Raw genomic sequence first — 21870 nt, 5'->3', positions numbered from 1 at the left:
TTACTGTTTGTAGAGTGAACAGTGATAAAATTTAAGATACTGCTTATGCAGGGAATAATAAGGGAAAGGAGAACCGTATGCAGAATATTTCAGGAAATCTGATCGAGATGTTATCAAGAATGGCACTTCCTAAAATTGGGATTATTGATATCATACAGATTGCACTGATCGCATTTTTTGTATACCAGTTTATGGTGTGGATCAAGTATACTCATGCGTATACACTGCTGAAAGGTATACTGGTTGTTCTCCTCTTTATTCTGGTAGCCTATATTTTTAAGATGAATACGATCCTGTGGATCTTTTCAAATCTGGCAAGTACATTGATCGTAGGTGTGATCGTTATTTTCCAGCCGGAGCTGCGAAAAGCTCTGGAGCAGATCGGACAGAAGCGGATCATGGCTTCACTGATACCTTTTGATGCAGGTAAAGAAGTGAAAGAACGATTTACAGACAAGACGATCAGTGAACTGGTTAAGGCATGTTTCGATATGGGAGAAGTTAAGACCGGAGCATTAATTGTGATTGAACAGAATGAGCTGCTGACCGACTATATTCGTACAGGTATTAATCTGGACGCAATTCTGACAAGTCAGCTTCTGATCAATATATTTGAGCATAATACACCACTTCATGACGGAGCTGTTATTGTGAGAGAAAACCGTATTGTGGCGGCAACCTGTTATCTTCCGTTATCAGATAATATGGAGCTGAGCAAACAGCTTGGAACACGTCACAGAGCAGGTGTGGGGATCAGTGAGCAGACAGATTCTGTTACGATCATTGTATCAGAGGAAACAGGGCAGGTGTCTGTGGCACAGGGCGGAAGACTGATCAGAAGCGTGAACAGCGCGAAACTTCGTGAGATTCTTGTCAAGGCACAGAATAAACAAGTCGTAGACAACAGCAAACTTCGTCATTTACTGAAAGGAAGAGTGAAGCATGAAGAAGAGAAAAATAACAGATAATATACCTCTTAAGATCATGTCTGTCGCAGTAGCTGTTGTAGTATGGTTGATTGTTGTGAATATTGACAATCCCGTAGGTACAAATTATTATACACTGAATAATGTTGAACTGATCAATAAAGAATATGTGGAGTCTTCGGATACGATCGGCAAGATGTGTATGCCGGAACAGAGCCAGGATTCTATCAGAGTCGCGATCACAACAACAAAGAAGATCAGAGACCGGATCAAAGTTACGGATATTTCTGCAGTAGCGGATCTGCAGCAGGCAGTAAGTCTGGACACGAATCCTGTTATGGTTCCGATCACAGTGACCTGTTCTATACCTGGTGTATCAGCAAATGATATTAAAGTTACTCCACAGAATCTCAGTGTGAATCTGGACGAAAAGGAAACACAGGAGTTTGTAGTTAATGTCAGTAGAGGGGATACAAAACCTGGCAAGGACTATGAGGTAGGAAGTCTTACAGCTAATCCTGAGAAAGTAAGGATTACAGGTCCAAAGACCCTGATAAATAAAATAGATAAGGTAAATGCTGCCATTGATCTGGATGGAAATACACAGGATTTCAGTCAGGACGTAAATCTCACGATTATTGACAAGAATCAGGAACCTCTTTCTGACTCTGAGATGAATTCATTGAGGATTGAGAATAATGCGAAAGTGGTAGTGACTGCAAGACTCTGGAAGATCCGTCAGGGAGTGGGAATTTCCGCAGGCTATGTGGGAACACCGGCGGACGGATATCAGGTAGGATCTGTAAAAACTGTACCGGATACTATCAGTGTAGCAGGGAGTACAGAGGGACTGGAGAGCCTTGCCCAGAATGATAATGTGATTACAATACCGGCAGACAGTATTGATATTTCAGGTGAATCTAAAGATGTTGAGAAGAAGATCAATCTGAGTAACCTTCTTCCGGATAATGTGAAGCTTACCAGTGATTCCAGCGAGGATGTGTGGGTAACAGTAAGTATCCTGCCTGTTGGAAGCAGAGAATTTGATATTCCGACTAAAAGTATTGAAGTCAAGAATAAGCCGGATGATCTGCAGGTAACATTTGAGACTGCGCAGATTGCGGTTCGCATTAAATCAGATGAGAATGACATGGATGATCTGAATGCACAGAAAGATATTAAAGCTTCTATAGATTTGAATGGTAAAGAGGAAGGAAACTATGAGGTTCCGGTCAAGATTGTTTTACCAGACGGATATGAGACAGTAGAGGATGTAACTACAGAAGTGGTGATTTCATCAGGAACTGCTGTTGATGAGAGTAAGAGCTAAGAGTGTCTGGCTATGCTGAGGCTTTTTCATCTGTGCAATCGGATTTGCAGACAAGTGAGAGGTATAGTTATTTCGAAAACGCTCTAGTTACTGAGAATGGAGTGAACAGTTACGGCATCTGTACAGTGGCCGACAAGATAAGAGGAACTATATAATGGTTAATAAGAAAGTGACAGTTAAGAATCCCACAGGTCTCCACCTGAGACCTGCGGGGATTTTGTGCAATGAAGCAATGAAATATCAGTCACAGATCACATTTGCTTATGACGGCGGTATGGCAAATGCTAAGAGCGTCCTGAGTGTACTCGGGGCATGTGTGAAATGTGGAGATGAGATTGAGCTTACCTGTGAGGGGGTTGATGAACAGGAAGCACTGGATAACATGGTAGCTGCTATTGAAAGTGGGCTTGGCGAATAGCGTCATGAAGCTTTAGAGCAGTGAGAATCGTTGTAATAAAAGAACGCTGCTGTACATTAGTGGCTACGGCGACTGACAACAACGCGGAAATAAAAAATTTAGATGCGATATTGTTCAAGAAATCAACTTGTTGGCACACTAGGTGTACAGTAACAATATAAATGCAGTTGTTCAAAGATCAGTTTAATCAAATCAGGTAAGTCCCCCTGCTTCAATTGCGAAAAGCAATAAGCGACAGGTGGTGACTTGCTCGTGGGATATTGAGTTGGTCAACAGTTATATAGAAACTGCATAAATAAAAGAGGAGGACATTATTGTGAAAAGAAGATTAGTTGCAGTTACACTGAGTTTGGTCATGACGATGGCAACGGTCAGTGAAGCGGGTGCTGCTGCATTTACTTCACCTGATGAGTCTGCTGTTGTTACACAGGTGACAGAGACAGACACAGAGGATGTAAGTGTTGCAGAGGAGCCGTCTGAAACAGATACGGATTCCGATGAAGTGGATATTTTCTCATCAGGAGATGATACAGCAGATGTTCCGGCTCAGGATCAGACAGACGATGTTTTCACAGCAGGAACTGATACAGCAGCAACAGCACAGCAGGATCAGACACCGGCAGTTACAACAGGTACCACAGATGCAGAGGGTGCAGTTGTAGTGAAAGCAGAGGACTGGGTAAGTACAGAGGCAGGATTTAAACTGCGTAAATCTGCACAGACTCAGGATGCAGCAAACACAGATGGCGAAGATATGGCTCCGACAGATGGGGACACATCCGCTGATGAAGTGCAGAATGTGGCAGATGTATTATCTCAGGGTGATGCGGATGTGATCGTAGACAATGCTGATGCTACAGCAGATCAGGTTGATGCAGCAGATGTAGCTGATGCAGATACTACCGTAGATACAGCAGATGATTCCACTGTAGAACCGGCAGCAAAAACAGAAACTGAGTTTTATACAGAAGCTGACGGAATTGTAAAGATCAGTACAGAATATAAAGGAACTGCACATACCGGATATTATCTGTTTGATGAGAATGGAATTCTTGTAACCGGACAGGCAGAAGTAAAACAGGAAGTTGTTCCGGCTGCACAGGGAGAAGATGAACCGGCAGTTATTAAGGAGAATCTTACACAGTCTTACTTCACAACCGCAGAGGAAGCAGTTGTATATGAAGGATGTGAAGGCGAGTCCGTCACACCTTATACTTCTACTGTGGGACAGCAGGAGATGAGCACCTGGAAATGGACAGGAACTGTGTTCCAGTATTATGATGAGAATGGTACACTGGAAACTGTAAAACAGCTGGAAGAGAAAGCGAAAGCTGCAGGTACATATACCGGATATTTTGAGATTAACGGAGAGTACTATTGCCTGGACGCAGATGGCAAGCCGCAGACAGGTGAGATTACTCTTACAGTGAATGGTCAGTCAAATCTGTATTATTTCCAGCCGGCAAGTACAACAGATGATATTCCTGGAAAGATGTATCATGATGGATGGATTCGTCTGGACAAGTCTAACAAAGAACGCTGGCTGTACTTCAAAAAAGGTGAAGTGCTGGCAGATATTGGTAAATGCTACAAACGTGGTGTGATCGCGACAGCAATTGATAAAAAGGGAACAGATGCATACCTGATAGATGCCAACGGATATATTCTGAAATCAACCATGAAGAAGGCAGCAAACGGTGCGTTCTACTGTACAGATAAGAATGGTGTGATCTACAGAAATCAGTTGGTGAAATACGGAAACTACAGATATTACTTTACATCCAATGGTAAAAGAGCTACATGGACCAAGAGATGGGCAAAAGTAGGTACTCACTATTACTATTTCGGAAGTACAGCAGGCAGAGTTGTAGAGAAACACGGATGGCAGAAACTGGTAAACACCAGCGGTAAATATCTTGGATGGTTATACTTTGATTCCAAGGGAAATCATTACACAAACAAGTGGACTTCCACAGGATATTATTTCAAACCATCAGGAAAACTTGCAAGTGGTTTAACTGAAGTTGACGGCAAGATGTATTTATTTGAGTCATCTACTTCTACAGAACATAAAGGTAAACTGTATAAGAGCACAATGGTACGTTATAAGAAGAAATGGTATCTTGCATCTTCTACAGGAAGTCTGTATAAGAGTGGATGGAAGAAATACAGTGGTAACTACTATTATGTAAAAGATTATGTGATCCAGACAAATCAGTTTATGAAGAAGAACGGAGTAAACGGATATCTGGATTCCACCGGTAAATATACAACAGGATGGGTAGTTGTAAGTAACACTAAGAACCTTGTAAGATATATTGATCCAACCGGAAATGGTTTTGCAAAGAATAAGAGTATGAGAGTTAACGGTATTCTCTACTACTTTGACAGCAACGGTTATCGTATTACAGATCTGACAAGCAGATATACAGGACCATATACATTACAGGTGGATAGAACCAATGGTGTTATGACTGTTTATGCAGATTCTGCAAGAACGATTCCGGTAAAAACAATCCGTGTATCTGTAGGTTTACCGAGTACACCAACTCCGACAGGAACTTATTCATTGAGCAGAAGTCTTAGATGGCAGCCGCTGATGGGACCGTCCTGGGGACAGTATGGAACACATGTAGATGGAGCCGGTCAGGGTGGAATTTTCATTCATTCTGTAGCGTGTGCACAGGCAAACTCCTACAATCTTCCTACTGTTGAGTACAATAAGCTTGGTTCCCCGGCATCTCATGGATGTATCAGAACTTGTGTTGCTGATGCGAAATGGGTATATGATCACTGCAATGGAGCAACCATCAATATTTACGACGGTAAATATAAAGCAGATGATGCTTTAAAAGGACCGCTTGGAAAGAAACCTCTGACTCCATTAAAAGGAGCTGCAAACTACGACCCGACAGACCCGAACTTATAAAAAGTACGAGCTGTATCTGAAGTGTAGAGAAAGTTTATAGAAAATAATAAAGAGACACAAAGAGCTTTGATTACTCTGCGTGTCTCTTTTTGTATGAGTTACTGAGAATGGAGTGAACAGCAACTTGTATAATCATACAGTAGTAAATTTAACCGTGATTATCTTGCACATATGTAATTAATTGTGTATAATATCTTAATAATATTGTAATAATTAATTCCGACCGATGTGCAGACTGGGCGGATATAGTATGAACAGGAGAAAGAAATGAGAAAAAAATCAATAAAAATCGGGAGAAAAATAGCAATCGGGCTTCTGGCAGCTGCGATGGCAGTGATACCGTCGGTAAGTTCTGTTATGGCGAATCCTCATTATGACAGACGTGACACGGTTGCAGAGGAAGAACGTGTACCGGCAGCAGGAGCTTCCGATACAGAGAAAGCAAGAAGTAAAGTAAGTCCGAATGCCTGGAAGAAGATTAATGGTGTCTGCTACAATGGAAGCGGAGAGGTAATTCCGGGAGCCATTACAAGAGGAATTGATGTATCGGAATGGCAGGGTAATATCGATTGGGCGCAGGTGAAGAAATCTGGAATTGATTTTGCATTTGTACGTATTTCTTATGGTGCTAACCGACTGGATAAAACCTACGATGCCAATATGACAAAGGCAGAACTGGCAGGAGTTCCTGTCGGAACATATGTATACAGTCTGGCGCTGAATACAGAGACAGCTCTGAAAGAGGCACAGGTTGCCATTGAGCAGATGCAGGGATATAAGGTATCCTACCCAGTTGTATTTGACCTGGAATATTCTAAAGCAAGCAATCTTTCCAGACAAGAGGTATCAAAGCTGGCGCTGACTTTCTGCAATGAAGTGCGCAGGGCAGGATATTATCCGATGGTGTACTGTAATGTAAACTGGTATAACAATTATGTGGACTGGTCTATGTTATCCGGGATGGATGTGTGGCTTGCCAGTTATGGAGACAGGATTCCGGCACCTGACAGGAGCAAATATAATTATACGATCTGGCAGTCAACAGATGGAAACAGTGAGTATGGACTTAATAGCACAAGCGGTCTGGTAGGCGGAATCCCTGCCGGAGATGACGTTGATATGAATTTTGGTTTCGTAGATTATACGAAGAAGATCACACCAAGATGGAAATCTGTTGATTCCTACGTTGCTTCCACAACACCTGACACAGGAACAGCAGATAAGGAGAAAGAAGGCCTCCACAAAGTAGACGGAAAGTATTATTATGTGGATGAGAATGGCAGCCGTGTATCAAGCCGATGGGTAACTGCAAACGGAAAGACTTATTATATTAGTTCCGATGGTTATGCGTTGATGGGAATGAAGAAAGTAGACGGGAAATACTACTGGTTCCACACCAAATACGGATATATGTTCAAGAGCCGCCGCGTGACCAGATCCAATGGAGATATTTACTATTTCGGCAGTGACGGTGTCCGCTATGAGAATGGAATGTACCGTGTTACAGAGAGTAGCGGGGAGCATACCTATTATTTCCAGAAGAACGGAAAGGCATATAAAGGGTGGCGTACATTAAATGGCAATAAGTATTACTTCTATAAAGGAAGTTCCGCACTTTCCGGCACCAGAGCAGAGAACATTTCTCTGACAAGCAGCAGCGGACTTGTGTCTGTATTTGATGGAAATGGAGTCTGCGTCAGACAGTACAAGAAATAAAGTATAACAGAAGTGAAAACTATAAAGAAAGATAAAAAGAAAGGTTTTGACTGATATCTGGTTTGGCTGAGGATATCGGTCAGAACCTTTTTGGTTGAATAACAAAATAGCTGCATTGTTACTTGCTCATAACCGAATAACTGCTTATTGCTTTTCGCAATTGAAGCAGAGGACTTCCTGATTCGGTTAAATGTGGCTCAAAGCGTATAGATAATAATTCCTGCAATAATGATCAGATTTCCAATAATCTTACCCTTAGTGATCTCTTCTTTCAGAATAAAATGAGAAAGGAGAAGCACAAACACATAAGCCGCAGTATCGATCACCGGACCGTAACGCATATCTACCTTTGTATAACACCAGGTATTCAGCAGAAGAATCAGCATAAAGATCGCATAAGACAGGATTACGCGGAAATTTAAATATTCCCGGATTCTGTTTTCGTATTTAATGTTTGCACTCTGCTTCAAAAGTATCTGGGAAACCGCAGAGAAAAAAGTTCCACCCAGCATAATTAAAATAAACATTCTATTCATATCTCTGCACCGTCCATACTCCGATTAAAACTACCAGAATACCAATGATATTCTGGATTGACAGATTCTCATGGAAAATAACAACTGCCCAGATCTGTGACCACAGAAGATACACGCTCTTATTGGCATAGGCAGTAGACAACGAAAACTTCTTGATAACCTGCTGCCAGGCAATCGCATAAACTCCACAGTTAGCAACCATCAGAAACAGAAACAGGTAAAGCAGCGGACTGCTCAGACCATGCTTATTGTATTGAACAGAAGCAGCTTTGGAAAAGACACTTGTCAGTGAAAACAGCAGAATATTCAGATGCAGTTGTATGTAGTCTTTTATTTTTGACATAATACCTCCCCAAATATAGACATATATAGTTTATTTTACATAAAAAGACAGGGAAGTCAAGGTTTGTACAGGATGAAACTTGAAATGGCATGTTGAAAATGATATGATAAAAATGATCGCAAAAAGATGAAAAAAGGAAAGGGAAAGCATATGAGCTTATATTCAGTGGTTGTTCCTGTATATAATTCTGAACATACACTGGGAGAACTATATACCCGATTAGAGAAAGTATTCCGAGAGACTCTGAAAGAAGATTTTGAACTGATCCTTGTAGACGATGGGTCAAAAGACAGATCCTTTGAAATAATGAAAGAACTTCGAGAAAAAGACCATAGGGTTCGTATTATACAGATGGCACGAAATTTCGGACAGCATCCAGCACTTTTGTGTGGATTTGCTCACGTAAAGGGAGAATTCGTGGTGACTATGGACGATGACCTTCAGCATCAGCCTGAGGAACTTCCGAAAATGGTAAGAACCATGCAGGAGAGACCGGATGTAGATGTTATTATCGCAAGTTATGAAGGCAGAAAGCATGGTCCGATCCGTAAACTGGGAACAAAGTTCTCTGTATGGGCAACTTCCAAGATGCTTGGAAAGGACCCGGATCTGCAGATCACCAGCTACAGACTGATCCGCAGATTTCTTGTAGATGCAATGGTAAAGACAAACACTTATCTGCCACAGATCGGAAATCTTCTGATCCGTAGTTCGAACCGTATCATCAATGTTCCGGTTCAGCATGCAGAAAGGGCTTACGGCAAGAGCGGCTATTCCCTGAAACGATTAGTCAAAGATCTGATGTACGATATCACTACACATACTGCATTTCCACTTCTCCTTGTGAGAAATATCGGAATTGCAAGTTTTCTGGTAAGTGTGATAATGGCAATTTATTATCTGGTGAGATACTTTACACTTGGAATCTCTGTACAGGGATGGACTTCACTGATGCTGGTTATGCTGGCATTTTTTGGACTTATCCTGTTATCCATCGGAATTATGGGAATCTATTTAATGAACATTCTGAATGAAGCGAAGAAAATGCCTCATTACGTAATACGTCAGGAGGACGCAGACGAATAATGACGAAAGAAATTGGCGGATATTTCCAGTTGGAAGAGATGCCGGGTGAGGAATACTATACAGATCTATATAGAGTAAATCTTGGAAGGACAGCTCTGCTGTGGCTTCTGGAGAGCCGCAGATGTAAGAAGATCATTCTGCCTTATTTTCTGTGTGAATCAGTAGTACATACCTGCAGTGAGAATCAGATAGAGACAGAATTTTATCATCTGGATGAGAAACTGGAGGTTCAGTATCCGAAAGGACAGCTCCCGGAGGGAGTATACCTGTATTTAGTCAGTTACTATGGCCAGCTTTCAGACGACAGGATTCTGGAATATAAGAAGCTTTACGGAAATATCATTGTGGACCATACTCATGCATTTTTTCAGAGACCACTGAAAGGTATTGACACTCTTTATTCCTGCAGGAAATTCTGGGGTGTCAGTGATGGTGCTTATCTGTCAACAGATACCAAACTGACAGAGAACAATACACCGGATTATTCCGAGGATCGTATGAAACATATCCTTGGACGTTATGAGCAGGATGCAGGAACTTATTATAAAGATATGCTTGCAAATGCAGCAAAATATGAAGGTATGGAGCTCCGGCAGATGTCCAGGCTTACGCAGAATCTGCTGAAAGCTGTGGACTATGAGACAGCAAAAGCGAAGAGAGAAGAGAATTACCGGATACTGAGTGAACTGCTTCCATCAGAGAACATTTTCAATCAGATCATTCCGGAGGGACCTTTTGCCTATCCGTATTTTCATGCCAATGGTATGGAACTTCGCAGACGCCTTGCGGCAAAGAAGATTTTTGTGCCGACTTACTGGAAGAATATCCTTGAGAGCTGTGAAAGAGACAGTCTGGAATATATCTGGGCAGCTGACATTCTGCCTCTGCCCTGCGACCAGCGTTACGGAGCGGAGGATATGAAATATATGGCAGCTGTTGTCAGAGAATGTGAGGAATTAGAATGAAACATAAAGTGCTGATCCTGGGTACACTTGGAGAATTTACAGAACTGGTCAGAAAAGCGAAAGCAAGAGGCTATGAGACGATTGTGTGTGACGGTTATCCGGATGGTATTGCAAGAGAGTATGCAGATAAGGACTACACGATTCCTGTAACAGATATCGATGCCATTGCACAGATGTGCAGAGAAGAGAGTGTAGACGGGATCATCACATCATTCTCAGATCTGCTTCTGGAATGTATGACGAAGATTGCAGATAAAGCAGGTCTGCCCTGTTATCTGAAACCGGAACAGCTTCCCTGGTACAGAGACAAATCAGCATGCAGAGAAGTTCTTGAGAAATTGGGACTTCCCACACCGGGCTTTCGTAAAATTTCTGTAGACCTGCTGAGACAGGGTACAGAAGCGCAGCTGCAGGAAAGCATTGCTGGTCTGGAGTATCCGCTGATCAGCAAACCGCTGGATAAATATGGATCAAGAGGAATCTTTATCATCCATGACCAGAGTGAAATCAGAAGAAAAGCATTACAGACAGCAGAGTATACAAATTGTCAGGAAATTCTGATCGAGGAGTACAATGACGGTTATGAATTTAATATGATGACCTGGGTCATGGACGGCAGAGTCAATGTCGTAAGCATTGCAGACCGTGAGAAAACAGAAGTGGAAGAAGGAATGCTTCCGATCAGTACACGAAATGTCTATCCGTCCCGTTTTCTCACTGAGGTGGAGAAGGGTGCCACAGATGTTCTGCAGAGATACATTGGTTATACCGGACAGACGGAAGGTGCTTTGTCCATGCAGTTCTTCTGGAAACCGGGAAAAGGAATCCAGGTATGTGAGATTGCAGGTCGTTTCTTTGGATACGAACATGAGCTGACGGACATGGTCTATGGATTCCAGATCGAAGAACTTCTGCTGGATTATCTCTATGAGAAAGAGAGAATCCGGGAAATGTTTGCAAAGCATAACCTCCATGCACCTCAGAAATACGGGGCAGTGCTGTATTTTCAGGGAAGACAGCTGCAGATTGCAGATCAGACAGCGGCCCGCCGTCTTGCAGAAGAGAAATGTGTAGTAAAGCCTTGGATTTTTTACAAAGAAGGAGAAAAAGTGGTAGAATATGGACCAAATCCATATCTGGCACTGTATTATATAGAAACAGAGACCCGCGGAGAACTGGACAGAGAAACGGAGAAGTTTTTCAGTGAAATGAGCATTAGGGATCCGGAAGGGAAAGAAGTTGCTTACAAAAATAGAATACCTGACTATGAAAAGGGAAAGAAAATAGATGATTGATTTTAACAGACCTGCTTTTACAGGTAAGGAATTTGACTATATCCGTGATGCTGTGGAGCGGGGAATGCTCTGCGGAGACGGAGAATATACGAAGAGATGCTCCAAGTGGATGATGGATCATTTCAATGTAAGGCATGTCATGCTTACTACATCCTGCACCCACGCATTGGAGATGGCAGCCCATCTTTCAGACATTAAGCCGGGAGATGAGGTGATCATGCCATCCTATACATTTGTGTCAACAGCGGACGCATTTGTATTAAAAGGAGCAAAGATTGTATTTGTTGATATCAGACCGGATACAATGAATATTGATGAGAAGCTGATCGAAGCGGCAGTTACAGAGAAGACAAGAGCAATCGTGCCAGTTCATTATGCAGGTGTTGCCTGTGAGATGGATACCATTATGGCAATCGCGAAGAAATATAATCTCAAAGTTGTTGAGGATGCTGCGCAGGGAGTGGATGCCTATTATAAAGGCAAAGCACTCGGCACGATCGGAGATTTCGGATGTTACAGCTTTCATGAGACTAAGAATTATACTATGGGAGAAGGCGGCGCGATCCTTTTCAACAACGATGAATATCAGGATAAAGCAGAGATCCTGAGAGAAAAAGGAACAGACCGAAGCAAGTTCTTCCGCGGACAGGTAGACAAGTATCGCTGGATGGATTATGGTTCTTCTTATCTTCCGAGTGAGCTGAATGCTGCATATCTGTATGCACAGCTGGAAGAACGTGAGAAGATTTTCAACAAGCGAATGGAAATCTATAATTACTATCATAAGAGTCTGGCACATCTTGCAGATGAAGGTAAAATTGAACAGCCGTATGTACCGGCGGAATGCAGCCATAATGCACATATGTATTATATTAAGGTTCATGACATTCAGGTGAGGACCCGTCTGATCAGTTATCTTCGTGAAAAAGGAATCTGCAGTGTATTCCATTATGTACCGCTTCACTCTGCTCCGGCAGGACAGAAATTCGGCAGATTTTCGGGAGAAGATGTCTACACGACGAGGGAGAGTGAACGTCTGTTAAGACTGCCGCTGTTTTATAATCTTGACATGGAAGATGTGAAGTATATTACGGATACGATCGCTTCCTTTGATGGATTTTAACCGAATCAAGTAAGTCGCCGGCTTCAAGTATGAATATCCGTTTGACCCGAATAGCGAAATTGGTGATTTTGTTCGTTTGGCGCAGTAACAGATATTCGGCATCAGGGGACAGACAGATAAGAGGACACAGTATTATGAAAAAAAGAAACCATTTATTTAAGATTGCATTGCTTTCCAGTGTGATTGCAATGACATCTGTACAGATGTGTGCAGCGGCAGAGGTGACTACACAGGACACTGCATCAACAGCAGAAACAGCCCCGGCATCTATTTCCACCAATGAAATTCCGGGATGGCCTGCAGGACCTGAAATCACATCAGAAACAGGCGTGTTGATAGATGCGGACAGTGGAACCGTTCTGTATAGCAAGGGTGGAGATGACATCCGCTATCCTGCAAGCATCACAAAGATTATGACATTACTTCTTGCAGTGGAGAATTGCTCTCTGAAGGAGGATGTGGTATTCACGGAAACAGGAACCCGTGACATCAGCTGGGATTCCGGAAATATCGGAATGCAGGTGGGCGAAGTAATGAGCATGAGGGCATGCCTTTATGCACTTATTATCCAGTCTGCCAATGAGGTTGCAGCTCAGATCGCGGAACATGTAGGCGGCACAGAGCAGAACTTCATAGATATGATGAACCAGCGTGCAGCAGAGATCGGATGCACGAATACACACTTTGCAAATGCCAGCGGACTGCCGGACCCGAACCATTATTCCACAGCCCATGACATGGCGCTGATCATGCGAGAAGGTCTGAAGAATAAGAAATTCCGCAGGATCATCGGCACCACAGATTATACGATCAAACCAACAAATATGAACAGTGAAGCAAGGGTTCTGCATACGCACCATCCAATGTTTGCACCGGAAAGTGGTTATTACTATAATGGATGTATCGGTGGCAAGACCGGATACACCAGTGAGGCAGGCAATACTCTTGTGACAGCAGTTGAGCAGAATGGAACCACTTATATTACAGTGACTATGAAGGCGGCAGATCTTGCCGTTGCCAGCACAGATTCCACAGCGCTGTTCAATTATGGCTTTCAGAATTTCACAAAACTACAGGTAAATGGTGGAGAAATCCTTGCGCCAAACGGTGTGACTGTGGATAATCTGACTGTTCAGGAATTACAGGAGAACGGAGAGACAGTGGATAGCTATTATTACAATGATTATCTGCTGGGAAGCGTCACAGTTCCGGAAGCAACACCAACACCGGAACCAGCAGCGGATACTGCTTCAGAGAACGGAGGCGGGGCAGATACGTCTGATGGAAGTGAGACAGTTCAGTCTGACAGTACACAGACCTCAGATCAGACAAAGACCACTGCCGAAGACTCACAGACTTCTGCTGGGAGGCTTCAACTGAGAAAAATCCTGCTTGGTATAGGAGCAGCTATGGTTCTGCTTATTATCATTCTCTGTATCGCACTTGCAAGAAAAGAGCGGAGATATAGTGAGTAGTAACGATATTTGACTGATAGAATATAAAAGAATGATTACTGTTTAGTAGTGAACAGTAGCAAATAATGACATAGCATAAGAGAGGAAATCAAAATGGGAAAAATTAAAGTAACAGAATGCGGTGGAATCAAAGGATTAAAAGTAGTAGAACCAACAGTTTTCGGAGATGCCAGAGGATATTTCATGGAAACATACAACTACAATGACTTCAAAGAAGCAGGGATCGACGTAGAATTCGTACAGGACAACCAGTCCAGCTCCCACAAAGGAGTACTTCGCGGACTTCACTTCCAGATCAACTATCCGCAGGACAAACTTGTCCGTGTTGTAAACGGTGAAGTATTTGACGTAGCAGTAGACCTTCGTGAAGGTTCTGAAACATATGGCAAATGGTTTGGCGTTGTACTTTCCGCAGAGAACAAGAAACAGTTCTTTATCCCTAAGGGATTTGCACACGGATTCCTGGTACTTTCCGAACATGCGGAATTTGTTTACAAATGCTCTGATTTCTATCATCCAAATGATGAGGGCGGCCTGATCTGGAATGACCCGGATATCGGAGTAGAATGGCCAATTCCGGAAGGAATGGAATTAAGCTTTTCTGACAAAGATACCAAATGGGGAAGCTTCAAGGATTACCGCAAATAGGAGAACGAGAGATTGAGTACAATTTTTTCTTTACCAAAAGATATTTATAAAAACAGACGGCTTGTGGCAAAGCTGGCAAAGAATGACTTCAAAACAAGATACGCAGGCTCTTATCTGGGAATCGTATGGGCATTTATCCAGCCCGTGATCACGATCCTGGTATACTGGTTTGTATTCTCTGTAGGCTTTCGTTCAGGAACCGGAGATCTGGGAGTTCCGTTTGTTCTTTACCTGGTAGCAGGTATCGTACCCTGGTTCTTTTTCCAGGACGCGCTGATCGGAGGAACGAACTCTCTGCTGGAATATAATTATCTGGTAAAAAAAGTAGTCTTTAATATCAGTGTCCTTCCGGTAGTTAAGATTATTTCTGCTATGTTTGTGCATGCGTTCTTCGTATTATTTACGATCATTCTGTATGCAGCTTATGGGAAATTTCCTGACCTTTATTATCTCCAGATCATTTATTACAGCGGATGCGTATTTATGCTGGTTCTGGGCTTGTCTTATGCAACCAGTGCAATTGTTATCTTTTTCAGAGATCTGACACAGATCATCAACATCGTACTTCAGGTAGGCGTATGGCTGACACCGATCATGTGGATCGTTGAGAATACCCCTCTGGTGGGACATCCGGTGATCATGAAGATCCTGAAACTGAATCCGATGTACTATATCGTTTCCGGATACAGAGATACCTTCCTGATGAAGAATTGGTTCTGGGAACACGCAGGATGGACCATTTATTTCTGGGCATTTACATTCCTGTGCTTCTTATTCGGCAGCTGGGTATTCAAATGTCTGCGCATTCATTTCGCAGATGTCCTGTAGAAGAAAGAGAGTAAGGTGTTCACAGATTATGTTTTTATGCAGTAAGTGCAGAAGATGGAGTGGACAGCAGTTATAGAGATACAGATATGGCAGAAAGGAAATAACGTGGAGAACAAGAAAGTAATTCAGGTGAAAGACCTCACCAAGATGTATAAATTATATGATAAGCCCTCCGACAGACTCAAAGAAGCGCTTGGGCTTACCAGAAAGAAACTTTACAAAGAACATTATGCGCTTCATGATGTCAACTTTGATATTTATGAAGGCGAGTGTGTGGGTATTATCGGAACCAATGGTTCCGGTAAATCCACGATCTTAAAGATCATTACCGGCGTTCTGACTCCTACTTCAGGAGAAGTAAAAGTAGACGGAAGAATTTCCGCACTTCTGGAACTGGGAGCCGGATTTAATATGGAATATTCAGGACTTGAGAATGTGTATCTGAATGGAACCATGATTGGTTTTTCAAAAGAAGAGATTGATGCCAGACTGAATGATATTCTGGAATTTGCAGACATTGGAGACTTTATCCACCAGCCTGTAAAGACATATTCCAGCGGTATGTTCGTGCGTCTGGCTTTTGCTGTCGCGATCAATATTGATCCTGAGATCCTTGTAGTAGACGAGGCATTATCTGTAGGTGACGTATTTTTCCAGGCAAAATGCTACCATAAATTCGAGGAATTTAAGAAACAGGGCAAAACGATCCTGTTCGTAAGCCATGACCTGAGCAGTGTTTCCAAATACTGTGACAGGGTTGTCCTTCTGAATAAAGGCGTGAAGATGGACGAAGGTTCCCCGAAGCAGATGGTTGACTTGTACAAACAGCTTCTGGTAGGACAGAGTCCTGTGAAACAGAGTGAAGCTGCGATTGATGAGCAGGTTTCAGCAGGAAATGGAGAGGATCTGGGAGATTTTCAGGTGAATCCGAACATGCTGGAATACGGAAGCCGCATTGCCGAGATCATAGATTTCCGTGTGATCGATGACAAAGGAATGTGTTCCAATACCATTGAAAAGGGAAGCGAATTTAAGATCCGCATGAAAGTCCGTTTTAACGAAGATATTCAGGAGCCGATCATGGCGTACACATTCAAGAATATCCAGGGAACGGAGATCACAGGTACAAACACCATGTATGAGAATGCAAAGGTAGAACGCTCCGGAAAGGGCGATGTATGTACTGTGACTTTCACACAGAATATGAATCTCCAGGGCGGTGAATACCTCCTGTCATTTGGATGTACCGGATATAAGAACGGAGATTTTACAGTATTCCACAGACTTTATGATGCATGTAATGTGACAGTTATTTCCAGTAAGAATACCGTAGGGTTCTATGACATGGATTCAAAAGTAGAAGTCAGGTGCGGCGAGTAATTTGTGGATATACGGTGGAGACTTTGGGCTTCGGGCACAGATTAAGTTTGCAAAACAAACGATATTCACTGGGCTTTGCATAAGGAGGCTCGGCTTTCCTGTACCGCAAAGCATGTTGCTGGGCAAAGTGAACAGTAACAAAAATAAATGAGCGTGAGGAATATATATGGAAGAAAAAATCGGAAAAGTAGTCCTGGATACGACCTGCTATCTCGGACAGGACTTATACAGCGATGGTGCGATAGAGGATGAGATGCTTGCGATTTCCAGAGATTTTGCACCAGAAGAATTTAACAGAGTCATCAGCGAGCGCAAAAGCTGGCCAATCCTGTATCATTTTTCTCATATCAGAGAGAACATCTTAAGCTGGCTTCCTTTCACGGGAGAGGAGAGGGTTCTGGAGATCGGTTCCGGATGCGGAGCTGTCACAGGTGCTCTGTGTGAGAAGGCAAAGGAAGTTACCTGCATCGAGCTTTCCATGAAGAGAAGTAAGATCAACGCATACAGACATCAGGCTCAGGATAACCTAAAGATCCTTGTAGGAAACTTCCAGGAAATCGAGAAGAATCTGACTGAGAAATACGATTACATTACTCTGATCGGTGTATTTGAATATGGTGAATCTTACATTCAGAGCGAGAACCCATATGTGGATTTCCTGAAGATCATTTCCAGACATCTGAAGCCAGACGGAAAGATCATTCTGGCAATCGAGAACAAGCTGGGACTGAAATACTGGGCAGGATGCACAGAGGATCATTTCGGAACTCTGTTCGAAGGAATCCAAGGATATCCGAATACCAAAGGCGTGAAGACTTTCTCCAGAAAAGAATTTAACACGATCCTTAAAGATGCCGGAGACTTAAAAGCTGACTGGTATTATCCATATCCGGATTACAAATTTCCGATGACTATCCATTCAGACAGATATCTCCCTGCCAGCGGAGAGCTGAATATGAAGGATTACAACTTCGACAGACTGCGTCTTGGGCTGTTTCAGGAATCTCAGGTATACAACACACTTCTGAGCAATGACCTGTATCCGCAGTTTTCTAATTCGTTCCTTCTTGTGATCGGAAAAGAACAGCCGCAGATGGAGCCGGTTTACGTGAAATTCTCTAATGAGAGAAATCAGAAGCTTTCCATTTATACAGAGATCAGCCAGACTGCTGAAGGCAGACTGACAGTAAAGAAAGTACCAACCCAGAAGAAAGCCACAGAGCATGTACAGAAGCTGAAAACAATTTATGAAAATCTGACCAGTATGTACAGAGAAGAGGGAATTGAAGTAAACCGTTGCACACTTAAAGAAAATAGTGCAGAACTGGAATATCTCACAGGAATTACTCTGGAGGACAAGCTGGATCACCTTCTGGAAGATGGCAGAACGGATGAGCTGGAGGAATTATTCTTCACTTATATTCAGAAGGTAAAGAATATTCACGAGAAGAAAGCATTTGAGAAAACACCAGAATTCATTCGTGTATTCGGAGATGTAAATCTGCGTTCTGATCTGAAGAGTACAGAGGTATCCAATATAGACTTCGTTCCTGCAAATATCATTCTCTCTGAGGACAGAGTATCAGTGATTGATTATGAATGGACATTTACATTCCCTGTGCCATCCCAGTTTCTGGTTTATCGTATGATCTTCTACTATCTGGAACTGAACGACAAACGTGGAGTATTAAAGAGCAGAAACTTCTACGAGAAAGCCGGCATCACAGAGAAAGACATAGAAGTATACGTGCAGATGGAACACAATTTCCAGCAATATATCCTTGGTGAACATACCGCAATGCGAAACATGTATGCCGAGATTTCCCCGGGACGTGTGGAAATGGCAGACTATTATGCAGAGAAGAAGCAGGAGTCCATGGAGAATCTTCAGATTTTCTGGGATAACGGAAAGAGCTTCAATGAAGCGGATTCCGTGAGATACCTGTTCAGAAACAGAAAAATTCAGGCGGAGTTCAAACTTCCAGAACATACCACAATGCTCAGACTTGATCCGGGTGAAATGGCAAAAGGTCTCAGAATCATAAAGATGAACTGGGATGACGGAAGCACTGTGAAATTCCATACAGATGGATGCGAGGTAGCGGACGGAGAATTCTATTTTGGAGGGGATGATCCGCAGATCATTATAGACAGTGTTCCTGAGAATACGAAGTCCATGGAAATGGAAATGGAGATTCTGGATGACAAAACAACAGAGAAGAAATTCTGGAACATATATACAGAACAGAAACGGGCAATGGACCAGATGAGTCAGGAACTTGCACAGAAGAAAGCACTGGTTGATCAGGTAGAAAGCAGCAAGGCATGGAAAGTTTACCGTGCTATTAAAAGGGTTTAAAGGGATAAATTATGGGAAATATACTTTGGAGTGTGGACAAGAAAATATACAGCGACAAAGAAAATCATACTCTGACCATTACCGGATGGGCAGTAACAAAAGACCAGACAACATATGATTTTTCTCTTTATGGTTCAGGAAAGGAGCTCTCTTTTCCTGAACCTTCGCGCTATGAAAGAGCGGATGTAGCTGAAAATCTGAAAGAAACAGTAAAAGAAATAAAAAACGCAGGCTTTACAGTAAAGATACCGGAAATCCTGCAGCTTGCGCAGGAGCATGAGAACTTCCAGCTTGCACTGCAGGCAGGAGATGAAAAAGAAATCATCTGGGAAGCCAGTGCACAGCAGGTGAAGGATTTCTGCATAGAGAGCCTGATCGAATATTATATTGACGAAGAACAGATCACTCAGGGAAACATCCTGACCATCAAGGGATGGGTAGTAAACCAGATGGATTCTGATGATGTATTTGTACAGGACACAGATGGAAAAGTTCTGGAGTGTACCATCACCAGACACAGACGTCCTGATGTAGAAAAAGCAAAAGGAATCTCTGAGTCTGAGAAAAGAAATCTTGGATTCAGCATCACTGCAGATCTGGAGAACATACACGATCAGAACATCTGCATCTGCTTCCGCGGACAGGACGTGCAGAAAACATATACTGTAAATGTAAAGAAATTAAAGAGAGAGAATACAGGTCTCTATCAGCAGATGAAACTTCTGTCTCTGGAGAACAGACAGAAGAATCATGCGTATATAAAAGAAAACGGGATTGGAAGATTTTTCCGTTATGTACGCAATTCTCAGCTTAAGGATGGTGAGCAGGATTATGAGGACTGGCTCAAAGATCACGAAGCATTCCGAAAGGAACTGAAGAGACAGAAGAATGCGGTCTTTTCTTATTCACCTCTGATCAGTATCGTTATTGTACTGGCAGATACAGATGTGAGACGCCTGAAGAATGTGATCGATGCATATACAGATCAGACCTACGATAACTGGCAGCTCTGTCTGGTGGACGCCAATGAAGGAGAAGAAACCGGAGAGTTTTTACGAAAGAAATATAAAAAAGAGATTCGACTTTCTTATAAGAAAGTTACAGAGAATAAGGGAATCTCTGAGAATCTGAATGCAGCACTGAAACTGGCAATGGGAGATTATGTACTGTTTGCGGATCAGGAGACAGTACCTGCGCCGGATGCTCTTTTCTGTATGGTTAAGGCAGTCACTGAGAAGAAAGCAGACATGATCTATACAGATGAAGATCAGATCAGTGTGGATGGAAAACAACATTATGAACCGAAATTCAAACCGGATTTCAATCTGTACAGATTACGAGAGAACAATTATATTGGACGGTTCTGGGCAGTCCGGAAAGAAATTATGGAGCAGTCTGGATGGTTCAATCCGCAGTACGACGGAGCCGAGAATTTCGATATGCTTTTAAGATGCAGCGAACAGGCTGCGCAGATTGTGCACATTCCAAGAGTTCTCTGCCATAACATGGATGCCGGACAGCAGCTGTCACAGGAAGAGAAACAGAAAGCCGGGGAAGCCGGAAGAAAAGCACTGGAAGAGCACTATCACAGAGTACAGATCCCTGCCGCTGTAGAACAGACAGAGAAACCGGGATGGTACAGGAGCCATCTGGCTATTCAGGGAGAGCCGCTGGTCTCTATCATTATTCCGAGTAAAGATCACATCAATGACCTGGATCTCTGTGTTACTTCCATAGAAGAGAAGAGCACCTGGAAGAATTATGAGATCATTGTTGTAGAGAATAACAGTGTGGAGAAGGAAACCTTCGTATACTATGAAACACTGAAGAATCGATATCCAAATGTCAGGATCCTTACCTGGAAAAAAGAATTCAACTATTCTGCCATCAACAATTTTGCAGTGAGAGAAGCCCAGGGAGAATATCTGCTGTTTCTCAATAATGACGTAGAGATCATCACCGATTCCTGGTTAGAAGAGATGCTTCAGCTTTGTCAGCAAAAAGGTGTCGGAATGGTTGGAGCGAAACTCTACTATCCGGATGATACCATTCAGCATGCCGGGGTAGTAGTTGGACTTGGCGGGGTTGCGGCACATGTTTTATGTAAACTTCCGCGTGATGCAGAAGGATATATGGGACGTCTGCGCTGCGTACAGGAGATGAGCGCAGTCACAGCAGCGTGCATGATGGTAAAGACTTCTGTTTTCAAATCTGTTGAGGGATTTGACGAGGAACTCAAAGTTGCATTTAATGACATTGACCTCTGTATGAAAGTAAGAAGCAAAGGCGAAAAGATTATTTTTACCCCATATGCAGAGTTGTATCACTATGAATCCAAATCCAGAGGAATGGAAGACACTCCGGAGAAGCAGCTGCGTTTCTCCAGAGAAGTCAACTGTTTCCGCAGAAAATGGGAACGGGAGCTGTTGAAGGGAGATCCTTATTACAGTCCGAACCTGACATTAAATAACACAGACTGCTCTCTGAGAAAACTGGAGAGAAACGGAGATTAA

General features: G+C 42.7%; 17 protein-coding genes. 15 read left to right on the top strand and 2 right to left on the bottom strand.

The annotated features are described in order from the left end of the window. Positions 1–77: 77 nt before the first annotated feature. From cdaA to ACTNES_RS03385, 5 genes are all read left to right on the top strand, one after another. Entirely contained in the window at positions 78–968 is an 891-nt protein-coding gene (gene cdaA, locus ACTNES_RS03405; RefSeq protein ID WP_291807782.1) for a diadenylate cyclase CdaA, read from the top strand. Further along, positions 943–2256: a CdaR family protein gene (locus ACTNES_RS03400; RefSeq protein ID WP_291807783.1), complete on the top strand. Its 1314-nt coding sequence runs from the start codon at positions 943–945 to the stop codon at positions 2254–2256. The genes cdaA and ACTNES_RS03400 overlap by 26 nt, the downstream gene beginning before the upstream one ends. Positions 2257–2410: 154 nt before the next feature. Then, positions 2411–2674 carry an HPr family phosphocarrier protein gene (locus ACTNES_RS03395; protein WP_216459137.1) on the top strand — a complete coding sequence of 88 codons (264 nt, stop codon included), beginning with the start codon at positions 2411–2413 and terminating at the stop codon, positions 2672–2674. 316 nt (positions 2675–2990) lie between these two features. Next, positions 2991–5603 carry a L,D-transpeptidase family protein gene (locus ACTNES_RS03390; RefSeq protein WP_291807784.1) on the top strand — a complete coding sequence of 871 codons (2613 nt, stop codon included), beginning with the start codon at positions 2991–2993 and terminating at the stop codon, positions 5601–5603. Positions 5604–5870: 267 nt separating this feature from the next. Further along, complete coding sequence (locus ACTNES_RS03385; RefSeq protein ID WP_291814805.1) at positions 5871–7319, top strand: GH25 family lysozyme; 1449 nt, start codon at positions 5871–5873, stop codon at positions 7317–7319. Between the two features lie 197 nt (positions 7320–7516). On the opposite strand, the gene ACTNES_RS03380 is transcribed toward ACTNES_RS03385, so the two are convergent. Both ACTNES_RS03380 and ACTNES_RS03375 read right to left on the bottom strand, forming a co-directional pair. After that, positions 7517–7846, bottom strand: coding sequence for an EamA family transporter (locus ACTNES_RS03380; protein ID WP_330636079.1), 330 nt, complete (start codon positions 7844–7846; stop codon positions 7517–7519). A 1-nt stretch (position 7847) separates the two neighbouring features. Continuing rightward, entirely contained in the window at positions 7848–8198 is a 351-nt protein-coding gene (locus tag ACTNES_RS03375) for an EamA-like transporter family protein (RefSeq protein WP_216459140.1), read from the bottom strand. A gap of 150 nt (positions 8199–8348) precedes the next feature. Between ACTNES_RS03375 and ACTNES_RS03370 the strand changes: the two genes are divergently transcribed. The 10 genes from ACTNES_RS03370 (at position 8349) to ACTNES_RS03325 (ending at position 21870) form a co-directional block, all read left to right on the top strand. After that, on the top strand, positions 8349–9284 hold the full coding sequence (locus ACTNES_RS03370; protein WP_291814802.1) for a glycosyltransferase family 2 protein: 936 nt from the start codon (positions 8349–8351) through the stop codon (positions 9282–9284). Beyond that, entirely contained in the window at positions 9284–10249 is a 966-nt protein-coding gene (locus ACTNES_RS03365) for a hypothetical protein (RefSeq protein WP_291814798.1), read from the top strand. The genes ACTNES_RS03370 and ACTNES_RS03365 overlap by 1 nt, the downstream gene beginning before the upstream one ends. Then, complete coding sequence (locus tag ACTNES_RS03360) at positions 10246–11544, top strand: ATP-grasp domain-containing protein (RefSeq protein ID WP_291807788.1); 1299 nt, start codon at positions 10246–10248, stop codon at positions 11542–11544. Before ACTNES_RS03365 ends, ACTNES_RS03360 begins: the two co-directional genes overlap by 4 nt. Further along, complete coding sequence (rffA, locus tag ACTNES_RS03355) at positions 11537–12667, top strand: dTDP-4-amino-4,6-dideoxygalactose transaminase (protein WP_291807789.1); 1131 nt, start codon at positions 11537–11539, stop codon at positions 12665–12667. The genes ACTNES_RS03360 and rffA overlap by 8 nt, the downstream gene beginning before the upstream one ends. A gap of 134 nt (positions 12668–12801) precedes the next feature. After that, on the top strand, positions 12802–14142 hold the full coding sequence (locus tag ACTNES_RS03350) for a D-alanyl-D-alanine carboxypeptidase family protein (protein WP_291807790.1): 1341 nt from the start codon (positions 12802–12804) through the stop codon (positions 14140–14142). Positions 14143–14235: 93 nt separating this feature from the next. After that, on the top strand, positions 14236–14790 hold the full coding sequence (gene rfbC, locus ACTNES_RS03345) for a dTDP-4-dehydrorhamnose 3,5-epimerase (RefSeq protein ID WP_118510525.1): 555 nt from the start codon (positions 14236–14238) through the stop codon (positions 14788–14790). A gap of 12 nt (positions 14791–14802) precedes the next feature. Beyond that, positions 14803–15618: an ABC transporter permease gene (locus ACTNES_RS03340; RefSeq protein WP_441038509.1), complete on the top strand. Its 816-nt coding sequence runs from the start codon at positions 14803–14805 to the stop codon at positions 15616–15618. A 147-nt stretch (positions 15619–15765) separates the two neighbouring features. Continuing rightward, the gene (locus tag ACTNES_RS03335) at positions 15766–16998 is read left to right on the top strand and encodes an ABC transporter ATP-binding protein (RefSeq protein WP_216459213.1); all 1233 of its coding nucleotides are present in this window, start codon (positions 15766–15768) and stop codon (positions 16996–16998) included. Between the two features lie 166 nt (positions 16999–17164). Next, positions 17165–19357 (top strand): class I SAM-dependent methyltransferase, encoded by a 2193-nt coding sequence (locus ACTNES_RS03330; protein ID WP_291814795.1) that lies wholly within the window; start codon positions 17165–17167, stop codon positions 19355–19357. Between the two features lie 11 nt (positions 19358–19368). Then, on the top strand, positions 19369–21870 hold the full coding sequence (locus tag ACTNES_RS03325; protein ID WP_291807792.1) for a glycosyltransferase family 2 protein: 2502 nt from the start codon (positions 19369–19371) through the stop codon (positions 21868–21870).

Source organism: Blautia sp. HCP3S3_D9 (genome assembly GCF_052063845.1).
Lineage (GTDB): Bacteria > Bacillota > Clostridia > Lachnospirales > Lachnospiraceae > Blautia_A.
Note: the sequence above shows the minus strand (reverse complement) of the source record. Positions and strands in the feature narration are given on the sequence as shown.